This window comes from Pseudomonas sp. GW704-F2, from assembly GCF_059423025.1.
On record NZ_JBWKXO010000036.1, the window covers coordinates 42,281 to 55,642 of the forward strand.

At 59.0% G+C, this 13,362-nt stretch carries 12 protein-coding genes; 4 read left to right on the plus strand and 8 right to left on the minus strand.

Annotated features, from left to right (window positions below):
• Positions 1 to 174: 174 nt before the first annotated feature.
• From AC07W0_RS24280 to sdhC, 4 genes are read right to left on the minus strand one after another with little or no spacing between them, the layout of a single operon-like run.
• A complete protein-coding gene (locus AC07W0_RS24280) occupies positions 175 to 879 on the minus strand; it encodes a succinate dehydrogenase iron-sulfur subunit (protein ID WP_017846766.1) in 705 nt (234 codons plus the stop codon).
• Between the two features lie 11 nt (positions 880 to 890).
• Positions 891 to 2,663 (minus strand): succinate dehydrogenase flavoprotein subunit, encoded by a 1,773-nt coding sequence (sdhA, locus tag AC07W0_RS24285; protein ID WP_017846765.1) that lies wholly within the window; start codon positions 2,661 to 2,663, stop codon positions 891 to 893.
• 3 nt (positions 2,664 to 2,666) lie between these two features.
• The gene (sdhD, locus tag AC07W0_RS24290) at positions 2,667 to 3,035 is read right to left on the minus strand and encodes a succinate dehydrogenase, hydrophobic membrane anchor protein (protein WP_017846764.1); all 369 of its coding nucleotides are present in this window, start codon (positions 3,033 to 3,035) and stop codon (positions 2,667 to 2,669) included.
• Positions 3,029 to 3,403: a succinate dehydrogenase, cytochrome b556 subunit gene (gene sdhC, locus AC07W0_RS24295; RefSeq protein ID WP_017846763.1), complete on the minus strand. Its 375-nt coding sequence runs from the start codon at positions 3,401 to 3,403 to the stop codon at positions 3,029 to 3,031. The genes sdhD and sdhC overlap by 7 nt, the downstream gene beginning before the upstream one ends.
• 363 nt (positions 3,404 to 3,766) lie before the next feature.
• Between sdhC and gltA the strand changes: the two genes are divergently transcribed.
• The gene (gene gltA / locus AC07W0_RS24300; RefSeq protein WP_017846762.1) at positions 3,767 to 5,056 is read left to right on the plus strand and encodes a citrate synthase; all 1,290 of its coding nucleotides are present in this window, start codon (positions 3,767 to 3,769) and stop codon (positions 5,054 to 5,056) included.
• A gap of 436 nt (positions 5,057 to 5,492) precedes the next feature.
• On the opposite strand, the gene AC07W0_RS24305 is transcribed toward gltA, so the two are convergent.
• The 3 genes from AC07W0_RS24305 to AC07W0_RS24315 form a co-directional block, all read right to left on the minus strand.
• A complete protein-coding gene (locus AC07W0_RS24305) occupies positions 5,493 to 7,151 on the minus strand; it encodes a cation acetate symporter (RefSeq protein ID WP_017846761.1) in 1,659 nt (552 codons plus the stop codon).
• Positions 7,148 to 7,459: a DUF485 domain-containing protein gene (locus tag AC07W0_RS24310; protein ID WP_017846760.1), complete on the minus strand. Its 312-nt coding sequence runs from the start codon at positions 7,457 to 7,459 to the stop codon at positions 7,148 to 7,150. Before AC07W0_RS24310 ends, AC07W0_RS24305 begins: the two co-directional genes overlap by 4 nt.
• A 259-nt stretch (positions 7,460 to 7,718) precedes the next feature.
• Positions 7,719 to 8,570 carry a glycine betaine ABC transporter substrate-binding protein gene (locus AC07W0_RS24315; protein WP_026139996.1) on the minus strand — a complete coding sequence of 284 codons (852 nt, stop codon included), beginning with the start codon at positions 8,568 to 8,570 and terminating at the stop codon, positions 7,719 to 7,721.
• A 331-nt stretch (positions 8,571 to 8,901) separates the two neighbouring features.
• Between AC07W0_RS24315 and AC07W0_RS24320 the strand changes: the two genes are divergently transcribed.
• Entirely contained in the window at positions 8,902 to 10,455 is a 1,554-nt protein-coding gene (locus AC07W0_RS24320; protein ID WP_102618158.1) for a glycoside hydrolase family 17 protein, read from the plus strand.
• Between the two features lie 94 nt (positions 10,456 to 10,549).
• On the opposite strand, the gene AC07W0_RS24325 is transcribed toward AC07W0_RS24320, so the two are convergent.
• Complete coding sequence (locus AC07W0_RS24325; RefSeq protein WP_017846757.1) at positions 10,550 to 10,918, minus strand: hypothetical protein; 369 nt, start codon at positions 10,916 to 10,918, stop codon at positions 10,550 to 10,552.
• 236 nt (positions 10,919 to 11,154) lie between these two features.
• Between AC07W0_RS24325 and AC07W0_RS24330 the strand changes: the two genes are divergently transcribed.
• The gene (locus AC07W0_RS24330) at positions 11,155 to 12,453 is read left to right on the plus strand and encodes a serine protein kinase PrkA (RefSeq protein WP_017846756.1); all 1,299 of its coding nucleotides are present in this window, start codon (positions 11,155 to 11,157) and stop codon (positions 12,451 to 12,453) included.
• Positions 12,446 to 13,234, plus strand: coding sequence for an MlaA family lipoprotein (locus tag AC07W0_RS24335; RefSeq protein ID WP_046384201.1), 789 nt, complete (start codon positions 12,446 to 12,448; stop codon positions 13,232 to 13,234). The genes AC07W0_RS24330 and AC07W0_RS24335 overlap by 8 nt, the downstream gene beginning before the upstream one ends.
• Positions 13,235 to 13,362: the final 128 nt, after the last annotated feature.

Below are 13,362 nucleotides of genomic sequence, written 5' to 3' on the forward strand. Positions count from 1 at the left end.
CTTAGGATCACGCTGATAGTTCGGGTACCAACCCGAATGCCCCTGCTTGTCTCATTTCTTCAAAATAAGAGCCGCGGCTTTGTAAGTCGCTGCTCAAGTTAAGACTACGGCGCCGGTTGAAGCCTGCGCCGTAGCATTTACGGGCACAACGGTCCTGCTTTGCTACAACGTCAATTACACGCCGCTTTGCAGCAGCATGTTACGGATGTGACCAATGGCCTTAGTCGGGTTCAGGCCTTTAGGACATACGTTGACGCAGTTCATGATCCCGCGGCAGCGGAATACGCTGAACGGGTCATCCAGTGAAGCCAGACGCTCGGAGGTCTGGGTGTCACGGCTGTCTGCCAGGAAGCGATATGCTTGCAGCAGAGCAGCCGGGCCCAGGAATTTGTCCGGGTTCCACCAGAAGGATGGGCACGACGTCGAGCAGCAAGCGCACAGGATGCACTCGTACAGGCCGTCGAGCTTCTCGCGCTCTTCCGGGGACTGCAGACGCTCGATGGCCGGAGCCGGCGTATCGTTCTGCAGGAATGGCTTAACCTTCTCGTATTGCTTGTAGAAGATGCTCATATCGACGACCAGGTCACGGATAACCGGCAAACCTGGCAGAGGACGAATGATCAGCTTGTTGCCTTTGACCACGGCGGACAGCGGCGTGATGCACGCCAGGCCGTTCTTGCCGTTGATGTTCATGCCGTCGGAGCCGCAAACACCTTCACGGCAAGAGCGACGATAGGAGAACCCTTCGTCCTGCTCTTTGATCAGGGCCAGCACATCCAGCACCATCAAGTCTTTACCACCGGTATTGACCTGGAATTCCTGCATGAACGGCGCAGCGTCCCGATCAGGGTTGTAGCGATACACACTGACTTTCAACATGGCAGCCACCCTTAGTAAGTCCGAATTTTCGGTTCAAACATCGGAACCGTCTTCGGCGAGAAGTTAACGGCACGCTTGGTGACGCGCTTTTCACCCGGGAAGTAGAGGGTGTGGCACAGCCAGTTTTCATCGTCACGGTCTTCGTAGTCTTCACGAGCGTGAGCACCGCGGGACTCTTTACGAACCTCGGCGGCAATCGCAGTCGCTTCAGCCACTTCCAACAGGTTTTGCAGCTCAAGGGCTTCGATACGAGCGGTGTTGAACGCCTGGCTCTTATCGTTGATCTTGACGTTGGCGATGCGCTTGCGCAGGTCAGCCAGCAGGGCAATACCCTTCTGCATGTATTCGCCGGTACGGAATACACCGAAGTAGTTCTGCATGCAGCTTTGCAGCTCGCGACGCAGGGTAGCCACGTCTTCGCCTTCGGTACGCTCGTTCAGAGCGGACAGACGCGCCAGGGCAGCTTCGATGTTGGCGTCGGTAGCGTCATCGTATTCGATGCCGTCGGTCAGCGCCTTTTCCAGGTGCAGGCCGGCAGCGCGGCCGAAGACCACCAGGTCGAGCAGCGAGTTGCCGCCCAGACGGTTGGCGCCGTGAACCGATACGCAAGCCACTTCGCCCACCGCGAACAGACCATGGATGATCTCGTCCACGCCGTCGGCATTCTGGGTGATTGCCTGGCCATGGATGTTGGTCGGCACGCCGCCCATCATGTAGTGGCAAGTCGGAACAACCGGAACCGGAGCAACCACCGGGTCAACGTGCGCGAAGGTCTTGGACAGTTCGCAGATACCTGGCAGGCGGCTGTGCAGCACTTCCTCGCCGAGGTGATCGAGCTTGAGCAGCACGTGGTCGCCGTTCGGGCCACAGCCGTTGCCGGCGATGATTTCCTTGACCATGGAACGGGCTACAACGTCACGACCGGCAAGGTCTTTCGCGTTCGGAGCATAACGCTCCATGAAACGCTCACCGTGCTTGTTGATCAGGTAGCCACCTTCACCACGGCAACCTTCGGTGACGAGCACACCGGCGCCGGCGATGCCGGTCGGGTGGAACTGCCACATTTCAATGTCTTGCACCGGCACGCCGGCACGCAGCGCCATGCCAACGCCGTCGCCGGTGTTGATCAGTGCGTTGGTGGTCGAGGCGTAGATACGACCTGCACCGCCGGTCGCCAGAACGGTAGCCTTGGCGCGGATGTAGGTGGTTTCACCGGTTTCGATGCAGATAGCGATCACGCCGACGAATGCGCCGTCCTGGTTTTTTACCAGGTCAACCGCGTAGTACTCGTTCAGGAACGTGGTGCCGGCTTTCAGGTTGCCCTGATACAGGGTGTGCAGCAGCGCGTGACCGGTACGGTCGGACGCGGCGCAAGTACGGGCAGCCTGGCCGCCTTTACCGTAATCCTTCGACTGACCGCCGAATGGACGCTGGTAGATACGACCTTGCTCGGTACGCGAGAACGGCAGACCCATGTGGTCCAGCTCGAACACGGCGGCCGGGCCTTCCTGACACATGTATTCGATAGCGTCCTGGTCACCGATATAGTCGGAGCCCTTGACGGTATCGTACATGTGCCAGCGCCAGTCATCGTTCGGGTCGGCGGAGGCGATGGCGCAGGTGATGCCACCCTGGGCCGATACGGTGTGGGAACGCGTCGGGAACACCTTGGTGATCACGGCAGTCTTGTGACCGCCCTGAGCCAGTTGCAGCGCTGCGCGCATGCCGGCGCCGCCGCCACCAATGATGATGGCGTCGAAGGAAATAGTTGGAATGTTAGCCATGGATCAGATACCCCAAAGAATCTGCACACCCCAGACGAAGTAAGCGAACATCGCGACGCCGCATACTGCCTGGAAGAGAAACCGTACTGCTGTCGCAGACTTGCCCAGCGCCATCGGCGTCAGGTAGTCGGTCGAAATGGTCCACATGCCGACCCAGGCGTGAGCGCCCAGGGCTACAAGGGCCAGCAGACTGAAGATTCGCATCGCATTGTGGGAAAACAGGCCATGCCATTGCTCATAGCCGATACCCGGATTGGCGACGAGGTATCCGATCAGGAAAATGAAATAAGCCGCGAGAACGACCGCAGACACACGCTGTGCCATCCAGTCATAGAGGCCCGAACGCGACAGATTCGTTACGCTGGTTACCATATCCAAACTCCTGCCAGAACGATCAGCGCCACGGAAACGGCGATGACGATTTTCGAGCCCAGGCGGCCGCCTTCCAGCGTCTCACCGATGCCCATATCCATGATCAAGTGGCGCACGCCGGCTACCAAGTGATACAGCAGAGCGGACAAGAGGCCCCATGCTACGAACTTGGCCAGCGGACTGGTCAAGCATGCCTTCACCTCGGCATAACCTTCCTCGGAACCCAGGGATTTGCTCAATGCATAAAGCATGAAGCCCAGGCCCAGGAAGAGGATGATGCCGGAAACACGGTGCAGGAACGACGTAACGCCGGTGATGGGGAGTTTGATGGTCCTTAGGTCTAGGTTTACAGGTCGTTGGCTATTCACGGCTTTTTTTCACACTGAAGAGCCCCTAACAATCAGGGCAAAGTTGTTGGGGAGCGGACTGGTCAGGTAACACCACCCAGGGAGTGCGACCCCCAATGAAAGCAAGCCCAAAAGCCCTTGGCGGTCGGTGGCCGAGTATAGACAGTTAGGTTACTAATGACAACGCGCTGACCTCACCCTAATAGCGCATTGCGTTGGCAGGATAAAAGGCGTAAATGGCGGTAAATTTCGAGGAAAAAGTCCGGTTAAAGCCTTCTGGGGCAAGACTTTAGGCAAATTGACATCTGAATTTATCTCACTATAGTGGTGCGGGCCCTGCGTGGGGGGTCTGTCTGATGATTTGAAGCATAAATAGGAGGCCACATGGCTGACAAAAAAGCGCAGTTGATCATCGAGGGCGCAGCCCCCGTCGAGCTGCCCATTTTAACCGGCACCGTTGGTCCTGATGTTATCGACGTACGGGGCCTGACGGCCACGGGCCGTTTCACTTTCGACCCAGGTTTCATGTCGACTGCCTCATGCGAGTCGAAGATTACCTATATTGATGGCGATAATGGCATTTTGCTGCATCGGGGCTACCCGATCGAGCAACTGGCTGAGAAATCGGACTACCTGGAAACCTGCTATCTGCTACTAAATGGCGAGTTGCCAACCGCCGAGCAGAAAGCCCAGTTTGTCAGTACTGTAAAGAACCACACCATGGTTCACGAGCAGTTGAAGACGTTCTTCAACGGCTTCCGTCGCGACGCCCACCCGATGGCCGTCATGTGCGGCGTGGTCGGCGCCCTGTCGGCTTTCTATCACGACTCCCTCGACATCAATAACCCGCAGCATCGCGAAATTTCCGCGATCCGCCTGGTTGCCAAGATGCCGACCCTGGCCGCAATGGTTTACAAGTACTCCATGGGGCAACCCATGATGTACCCGCGCAACGACCTGACTTACGCGGAAAACTTCCTGCACATGATGTTCAACACCCCGTGCGAGATCAAACCGATCAGCCCGGTGCTCGCCAAGGCAATGGACCGGATCTTCATCCTCCATGCCGACCACGAGCAGAACGCCTCCACCTCTACCGTGCGTCTGGCCGGCTCTTCGGGTGCCAACCCGTTCGCCTGTATCGCCGCCGGTATCGCCGCGCTGTGGGGCCCTGCCCACGGCGGTGCGAACGAAGCCGTATTGACCATGCTCGATGAAATCGGCGATGTCTCGAACATCGACAAATACATCGCCAAGGCCAAGGACAAGAACGATCCGTTCAAGTTGATGGGCTTCGGTCACCGGGTCTACAAGAACCGCGACCCGCGCGCCACCGTCATGAAGAAGACCTGCGACGAAGTGTTGAGGGAACTGGGCATCAAGAACGATCCGCAACTCGAACTGGCCATGCGCCTGGAAGAGATCGCTCTGACCGACCCGTACTTCATCGAACGCTCGCTGTACCCGAACGTCGACTTCTACTCGGGGATCATCCTCAAGGCGATCGGCATTCCAACCAGCATGTTCACCGTGATCTTCGCCCTGGCGCGGACCGTGGGCTGGATCTCCCACTGGAAAGAAATGCTCTCCAGCCCGTACAAGATTGGCCGCCCGCGCCAGCTGTACACCGGCTACGAGTCGCGTGACATTACCAAGTTGGAAGATCGCAAGTAAGCATCTGACTGACGCGCAATAAAAAAGCGGCCTCCTTCATGGAGGCCGTTTTTATTTGTGCAAGAACCAAGAAACTGTTTTGTCTGAAATTCAGCTATCGGGAGCAAGCCCCCAGCCTATCGACCGGGACACGTCCTATTAAGCCCCCAAACCTGACCAATTACCCACCTTGGAATGCAATCAACTGTGGGAGGGGGCTTGCCCCCGATAGCAATGGCCCAGCCACCACAAAACTCCAGCCAAAAAAAATGCCCCAGCCTATCGACCGGGGCATTTCCTATTCCCCCCCAAAACCTGACCAACTACCCACCTTGGAATGCAACCAACTGTGGGAGGGGGCTTGCCCCCGATAGCAATGGCCCAGCCACCACAAAACTCCAGCCAAAAAAAAATGCCCCAGCCTATCGACCGGGGCATTTCCTATTGAGCTATAACCTTAGTGAGAAACCGCCCCACTCGCCCCCAAGCCAGTCTGCGAACGCACAAACTGCGGGAAGTACAGCGCCCGTTCCTTGACTGCCGCCGCCGACTTGTCGGTGATGGAGAAGAACCAGATGCTGACGAACGCGATGAACATCGAGAACAGCGCAGGGTACTCATACGGGAAGATGGCTTTTTCGTGATGCAGGATCGACACCCAGATGGTCGGCCCCAGGACCATCAGGCCCACAGCACTGACCAACCCGAGCCAGCCGCCAATCATTGCGCCACGGGTGGTGAGGTTTTTCCAGTACATGGAAAGCAGCAACACCGGGAAGTTACAGCTGGCAGCGATAGAGAACGCCAGGCCGACCATGAACGCAATGTTCTGGCTTTCAAACAGGATACCCAGACCGATTGCCAGCACCGCCAAGGCGATAGTGGTGATCTTCGAGACGCGAATCTCCTCTTTGTCGTTGGCCTTGCCTTTCTTGATCACGCTGGCATACAGGTCATGGGACACCGCCGAAGCACCGGCCAGGGTCAAGCCCGCAACCACCGCGAGGATGGTGGCAAACGCCACAGCCGAGATGAAGCCCAGGAAGATACTGCCACCCACCGCGTTGGCCAGGTGAACCGCCGCCATGTTGTTACCACCGAGCAAGGCGCCTGCAGCATCCTTGAACGCCGGGTTGGTGCTGACCAGCAGGATCGCGCCGAAACCGATGATGAAGGTCAGGATGTAGAAGTAGCCGATGAAACCAGTGGCGTACAACACGCTCTTGCGCGCTTCCTTGGCGTCGCTCACGGTGAAGAAGCGCATCAGGATGTGCGGCAGGCCGGCGGTACCGAACATCAGTGCCAGAGCCAGGGAGAACGCGGAGACCGGATCTTTCACCAAACCGCCAGGGCTCATGATCGCTTCACCTTTAGGGTGAACCTTGATCGCCTCGGAAAACAGCGTGCTGAAGTCGAAGTTGACGTGCTTCATCACCATGACTGCCATGAACGTAGCACCGGACAGCAGCAACACTGCCTTGATGATTTGCACCCAGGTGGTCGCCAGCATGCCGCCGAACAGCACGTACAAGCACATCAGGACACCCACCATGATCACCGCTACATGGTAATCAAGGCCGAACAGCAGCTGGATCAACTTGCCCGCGCCAACCATCTGCGCGATCAGGTAGAACGCCACCACTACCAGCGAACCGCAAGCCGACAGGCTGCGGATCTGGGTTTGCCCGAGGCGGTAGGACGCCACGTCGGCAAAGGTGTATTTGCCCAGGTTACGCAGGCGCTCGGCGATCAGGAACAGAATGATCGGCCAGCCCACCAGGAAGCCGATCGAGTAGATCAGGCCGTCGTAGCCGGAGGTGTATACCAGTGCGGAAATACCCAGGAAGGACGCGGCCGACATATAGTCGCCGGCAATCGCCAGGCCGTTCTGGAAGCCGGTGATCTTGCCGCCGGCCGCATAATAGTCGGCCGCCGAGTTGTTGCGCTTGGACGCCCAGTAGGTAATGCACAACGTCGCGCCGACAAAGACCACGAACATCAGGATCGCTGGAATATTCAGCGGTTGTTTTTGCACTTCACCGGTCAACGCCTCCCCCGCCCATATAGCAGGCGCGAAGACCGAAGCACCCAGTACAGCCAATAGACGACGGATCATTGCGCAGCCTCCTTGAGAATCGCATTGTTCAGATCGTCGAATTCGCCGTTGGCGCGTCGCACGTAGATCGCAGTGAGGACAAAGGCCGATAGAATCAGCCCGACACCGATAGGGATTCCCCAGGTGATGGACGAAGTGGAGCTGATCTTAGCCCCCAGCAATTGTGGCCCGTAGGCAATCAACAGGATGAATCCGGAGTAAAGCCCTAGCATGATCGCCGAGAGAATCCAGGCGAACCTTTCCCTTTTTCTAACCAGCTCCTTGAAGCGCGGGCTGTTTTGAATCGAGAGGTAAATGCTGTCGTTCATTGTTTTTATCCTCGCAGCACAGCTTTGTTATTATTGAAACAATAGCCACTGTATGCGGCTACGGGGCAGGTTCCAGACGACCTTAGTATTAGAGGGAGTGTAGCGAGGGTTTGCGAGGGCGCAGAAACATTTGCGGGCGGCGAAAATAATGTGGGAGGGGGCTTGCCCCCGATTGCGGTGTGTCAGTCGCTGATGATCTGACTGATCCATCGCTATCGGGGGCAAGCCCCCTCCCACAGAGGGTTACATCAAAGGGGGGTTACTTGGCGAGCCACTCGGCAACCCGCTCAGGGTGCTTGGCAACCCAGTCCTTGGCGGCTGCATCGGGCTTGGCGCCCTCCTGGATGGCGAGCATGACTTCACCGATTTCGTCCTTGGAAGCCCATTGGAATTTCTTCAGGAACGCCACGACGTCCGGGGCTTTCTTCTCCAGGCCCTTGCTACCGATGCTGTTGACGGTTTCAGCAGCGCCATAGATCCCTTTTGGATCGTCCAGGAACCGCAGTTTCCACTTGGCGAACATCCAGTGCGGCACCCACCCGGTGACTGCAATGGATTCCTGCTTGTCTTCGGCGCGGGTCAGTTCGGCGATCATCGCGGCACCGGAGCTGGCTTGCAGCTTGTAGTCCAGGCCATAGGCCTTGATCGCTTCGTCGGTCTTGAGCATCACGCCTGAACCGGCGTCGATACCGACGATCTTGTTCTTGAAGGTGGTGTCGGTCTTGAGGTCTTCGATGGACTTGGCCTTGACGTACTCCGGCACGATCAGGCCGATCTTCGCATCCTTGAAGTTGGGGCCGTAGTCGACCACCTTGTCCTTGTTCTTGGCCCAGTATTCACCGTGGGTCACGGGTAGCCAGGCAGAGAGCATGGCGTCGAGCTTGCCGGTGGCAACACCCTGCCACATGATCCCGGTGGCGACCGCTTGCAACTTGACGTCATAACCGAGCTTTGCCTTGATCACCTCTGCCGCCACATGAGTGGTGGCAACGCTGTCGGACCAACCGTCCACGTAGCCGATGCTCAGGGTTTTGCTGTCGGCGCTGGCCAGTGTGGAGCTCATCGCAACTACCAGAGTGGCAACTGCGCCCAAGAGTCGTCGCATCTTCATCGTACTTCCCCGAAAGTGCTGCGCCCGACGGATGTCGAGCGACGTCAACCTGTTGTTATGTGGTGCGCCACGCCCCCTTCACGCGCATCGATCCGGCGGCAACGACATCAGTGGAGTGCTGATACTTCGATCATCAACCTGCCGGGGCCCGCGTCCTGCTCTGTCAGCGACCTCAGGTAAGCAAGAAACGACATCACATCGCCAGCTATCGCTGTTATGGGACGCTCACCTCATACCCCGCCCGAACTTTGCATGTCTAAATCATGCAGCCCCACTGGGACGCGACAAATCCGGGTAAGATGCGCGCCTTTGCTCCCCAGATAAGCCGACCATGCCCGCAACTGCCCGCTTCCCTGCCCTGCCCTATTTATTCGCCTTGATCCTCGGCCTGCTTGCGCTGGTCGGATACTGGTATGGCCTCGGCCGGCCAGTGGTGCTGCCGGACGTGGCCAGCGCCAGCCACAAACTGCAATGCGCCTCCTACACACCGTTCGACAAGGACCAATCACCGTTCGACCAGCCGTTCAAGCTGCGCCCCGAGCGCATGGACGCCGACCTGGCCCTGCTGGCCACCCGCTTCGAATGCATCCGCACCTACTCCATGACCGGCCTGGAAGCCTTGCCGGACCTGGCGCGCAAGCACGGGCTGAAACTGATGATCGGCGCCTGGGTCAACGGCAACCCGGTCGACACCGAAAAAGAAGTCGACGCCTTGATCGCCTCGGCCAACGCCAACGCCGACGTGGTGACTTCGGTGATCGTCGGTAACGAAACCCTGCTGCGCAAGGAAGTCACGGCCGCACAGTTGGTGAAGCTGATCCATAAGGTCAAAAGCCAGATCAAGCAGCCGGTCACGTATGCCGACGTCTGGGAGTTCTGGCTGCAACACCCGGAAATTGCCCCGGCGGTGGATTTCCTGACCATCCACTTGCTGCCGTACTGGGAAGACGCCCCCTCGGGAATCGACCAGGCGCTCAAGCATGTCGGTGACGTGCGCCAGACCTTCGGCAATAAATTCGCGCCCAAGGACGTAATGATCGGCGAGACCGGCTGGCCCAGCGAAGGCCGCCAGCGTGAAACCGCGGTGCCGAGCCGGGTCAATGAGGCCAAGTTCATGCGCGGTTTCGTGGCCATGGCCGAAGCCAATGGCTGGCACTACAACCTGATCGAAGCCTTCGACCAGCCGTGGAAGCGTGCCAGTGAAGGCGCTGTCGGCGGCTACTGGGGCTTGTTCGATGCCGATCGCCAGGACAAAGGCATCCTCGCAGGCCCAGTGACCAACGTACCGTACTGGCCACTGTGGCTGGGAGTCGGTGGACTCATCCTGCTGGGCACCCTGGCGCTCGGCGGGCGGGTGCGCAGCGTGCGCGCCGCCTGGCTGCTGCCGCTGCTCGGGGCCGTCGCCGCCTGTTCCATCGGCACCTGGGCCGAACTGACCCGCGTAACCGCACGCTTCAATGATGAATGGGTGTGGGCGGGGCTGCTGGTCGCGTTGAACCTGCTGGTACTGGCACATGCGGCCCTAGCCTTGAGCAGCCGCGAGGGTTGGCGCGAGCGGGCGTTCAACTGGCTGGAACCGCGCGCGGGCTGGCTGGTGGCAATCGCCGGGTTCGCTGGCGCGGTGATGATGCTGGCGCTGGTGTTTGACCCGCGCTACCGCAGCTTCCCAAGTGCGGCGCTGGTGCTGCCTGCCCTGGTCTATCTGATTCGCCCGGTGACCGGGCCACGTCGGGAAATTGCCCTACTGGCCTTTATCATCGGTGCCGGCATTGCGCCGCAGCTGTTCCGCGAAGGGCTGTTGAACCAGCAGGCATGGGGTTGGGCGCTGGTCAGTGGGTTGATGGTTGTGGCTTTGTGGCGGTGCTTGCGGATGCGCAAGGCTTAAGAGTGCCATCGGGGGCAAGCCCCTCCCACATTTGGAACGCGTTCCCATGTGGAAGGGGCGGTGCGACGATTCGACTTGCCCCCGATTGGCCCTATCAGGCCGCCCGTGGCTTGCGGACCAAGCGCAACCCGGCAATCACCACCGCAAACACCGCAAATGTGGTGTTGTACAACGCCAACGCCGGCAACCCGAACACCAGCCCCAGCACCGCCAACCCCCACCCCGCACGGCCCGGCACGAAAAACGCCAGCACCGACGCGATCAGTGCAGCCCAGCCCATCACCTGGAAGTGAATCATCAAGCCCAGGTTCGAACGCACCTGGCATTCCCAACGGCTGGCTTCATCCGCGCAAATGCCGACCCACCGGCCATCCTCCATGAAGCCATAACGCGCGGCATAACTGGCGGCCAGCCATAATGGCAAGGCAATGAGCAGTAGGGTCAGCGGCAAGCGGCGGGACATGGAGCACTCCGATAGGCAAAAACGGCGCTCAGCTTAATCCCCCGGTGGCCGTTAGCAAGATGTGTACGCAGATAAGTGTCCATCAATACGCGGCAAAGTGTATCTTCTGCCTACTATTACCCCGACTCCGACGTTTTTTATCCGACTTTTCGTGCCGATGGCTGGCACTTCGGTGGCAACGCGGTGGTCATAGCCTGCGAACTTCATTCAGCACGTTTCCTCTTAGGGATTAAGTCATGCTCCGTTCCTTGCGCTGCGCTGCCTTGCTGGGCAGCCTTTTTTTGAGTGCGTCAGCACTGGCCGTCGACATCGACCAGGCCAGCTATGGCTTCCCTTTGACCAACCCGTTCGAAGCGACCATCGCCACCACCCCGCCTGACCTTCGGCCCAGCTTGCCGAGCGACGACGAAATCAACCAGTCCGACTACACCCTGAACATGCGTCCCGAGCGCGAATTCAGCCTGCCCGACAACTTCTGGGCAGTGAAGAAACTCACCTACCGCATCGCCAAGCAAGACCGCGCCGCGCCGCTGATCTTCCTGATCTCGGGCACCGGTGCGCGGTTCGACAGCAGCATCAACGAATACCTGAAAAAACTGTACTACCAGGCCGGCTACCACGTCGTGCAACTGTCATCGCCGACCAGCTTCGACTTCATGAGCGCCGCCTCGCGCTTCGCCACGCCGGGTATCACCCAGGAAGACGCCAAAGACATGTACCGCGTGATGCAAGCAGTGCGCGCGCAGAACGCCTCACTGCCGGTCACCGACTTTTACCTCAGCGGCTACAGCCTCGGTGCGCTGGATGCGGCCTTTGTCAGCAAGCTCGACGAAACCCGCCGCAGCTTCAACTTCAAGAAAGTGCTGCTGCTCAACCCGCCGGTCAACCTGTACACCTCGATCACCAACCTCGACAAGCTGGTGCAGACCGAGGTCAAGGGCATCAACAACACCACGACCTTTTATGAACTGGTGTTGAACAAGCTGACCCGCTACTTCCAGCAAAAGGGCTACATCGACCTTAACGACGCCCTGCTCTACGACTTCCAGAACTCCAAGCAGCACCTGACCAACGAACAGATGGCCATGCTGATCGGCACCACGTTCCGCTTTTCGGCGGCCGACATCGCGTTCACCTCAGACCTGATCAACCGCCGCGGCCTGATCATCCCGCCGAAGTACCCGATCACCGAAGGCACCAGCCTCACGCCGTTCCTCAAGCGCGCGCTGCAATGTGACTTCGATTGCTACCTCACCGAACAGGTCATCCCGATGTGGCGCGCCCGTTCCGATGGCGGCAGCCTGTTGCAATTGGTCGATCAGGTCAGCCTGTACGCCCTCAAGGACTACCTGCACACCAGCCCGAAAATCGCCGTCATGCATAACGCCGACGACTTGATCCTCGGCCCGGGCGACCTCGGCTTCCTGCGTCAAACCTTCGGCGATCGCTTGACTGTCTACCCGCTGGGCGGCCATTGCGGCAACCTCAACTACCGCGTCAACGCCGACGCCATGCTGGAGTTTTTCCGTGGCTAAATATCTTCTGCTGCTTGCCGCCCTGATGTGCGCAAGCGTGGCCAATGCCGACAACAGCAAGGCTCACGCGCCCACCGTCGTGGGTGCCGACGGCTTCAAGGAGCCGCTGAGCAAGCTCAAGTTCAACCCGGGCCTGGACCAGCGCGAATTCGAACGCTCGTCACTGACCGCCCTCAACGTGTACGACCCGCTGGAATCGTGGAACCGTCGCGTTTACCACTTCAACTACCGCTTCGACCAATGGGTGTTCCTGCCGGTGGTCGACGGTTACCGCTACGTCACGCCGAGCTTCCTGCGTACCGGCGTAAGCAATTTCTTCAACAACCTGGGCGATGTGCCCAATCTGTTGAACAGCCTGTTGCAACTCAAGGGTCACCGCTCCCTGGAAACCACCGGGCGCCTGCTGCTCAACACCACCATCGGCGTCGCCGGGCTGTGGGACCCGGCTACCGCCATGGGCCTGCCGCGCCAGAGCGAAGACTTCGGCCAGACCCTGGGCTTCTATGGCGTGCCTGGCGGCGCCTATCTGGTGCTGCCGATCCTGGGCCCATCGAACCTGCGCGATACCAGCGGCCTGGTGGTCGACTACAGCGCCGAATCGCAGATCAACTTCCTGAACGTCTCCGAAGTCAGCTCCAACCATCCGGAGATCTGGGCCCTGCGCGTGGTCGACAAGCGTTACCAGACCAGCTTCCGCTACGGTCAGTTGAACTCGCCGTTCGAGTACGAAAAGGTGCGCTACATCTATACGGAATCGCGCAAGTTGCAGATTGCCGAATAAGCGCGGCGCGCGGTAAAAAAGCCATTCGACGCGCTCGAATGGCTTTTTTTGGGTTCTTCACGGATTGCCGGGAAAGACGCTCTTGATCTTCATGAAAAAGAATTCGCTGTCCCGGTAACCGTACGCCA

Bases quoted from the DNA above. Each gene is read 5' to 3' on its own strand.
- AC07W0_RS24280 (WP_017846766.1), bottom strand. From the start codon at position 879: ATGTTGAAAGTCAGTGTGTATCGCTACAACCCTGATCGGGACGCTGCG.
- sdhA (WP_017846765.1), bottom strand. From the start codon at position 2,663: ATGGCTAACATTCCAACTATTTCCTTCGACGCCATCATCATTGGTGGC.
- sdhD (WP_017846764.1), bottom strand. From the start codon at position 3,035: ATGGTAACCAGCGTAACGAATCTGTCGCGTTCGGGCCTCTATGACTGG.
- gltA (WP_017846762.1), top strand. From the start codon at position 3,767: ATGGCTGACAAAAAAGCGCAGTTGATCATCGAGGGCGCAGCCCCCGTC.
- AC07W0_RS24305 (WP_017846761.1), bottom strand. From the start codon at position 7,151: ATGATCCGTCGTCTATTGGCTGTACTGGGTGCTTCGGTCTTCGCGCCT.
- AC07W0_RS24310 (WP_017846760.1), bottom strand. From the start codon at position 7,459: ATGAACGACAGCATTTACCTCTCGATTCAAAACAGCCCGCGCTTCAAG.
- AC07W0_RS24315 (WP_026139996.1), bottom strand. From the start codon at position 8,570: ATGAAGATGCGACGACTCTTGGGCGCAGTTGCCACTCTGGTAGTTGCG.
- AC07W0_RS24320 (WP_102618158.1), top strand. From the start codon at position 8,902: ATGCCCGCAACTGCCCGCTTCCCTGCCCTGCCCTATTTATTCGCCTTG.
- AC07W0_RS24325 (WP_017846757.1), bottom strand. From the start codon at position 10,918: ATGTCCCGCCGCTTGCCGCTGACCCTACTGCTCATTGCCTTGCCATTA.
- AC07W0_RS24330 (WP_017846756.1), top strand. From the start codon at position 11,155: ATGCTCCGTTCCTTGCGCTGCGCTGCCTTGCTGGGCAGCCTTTTTTTG.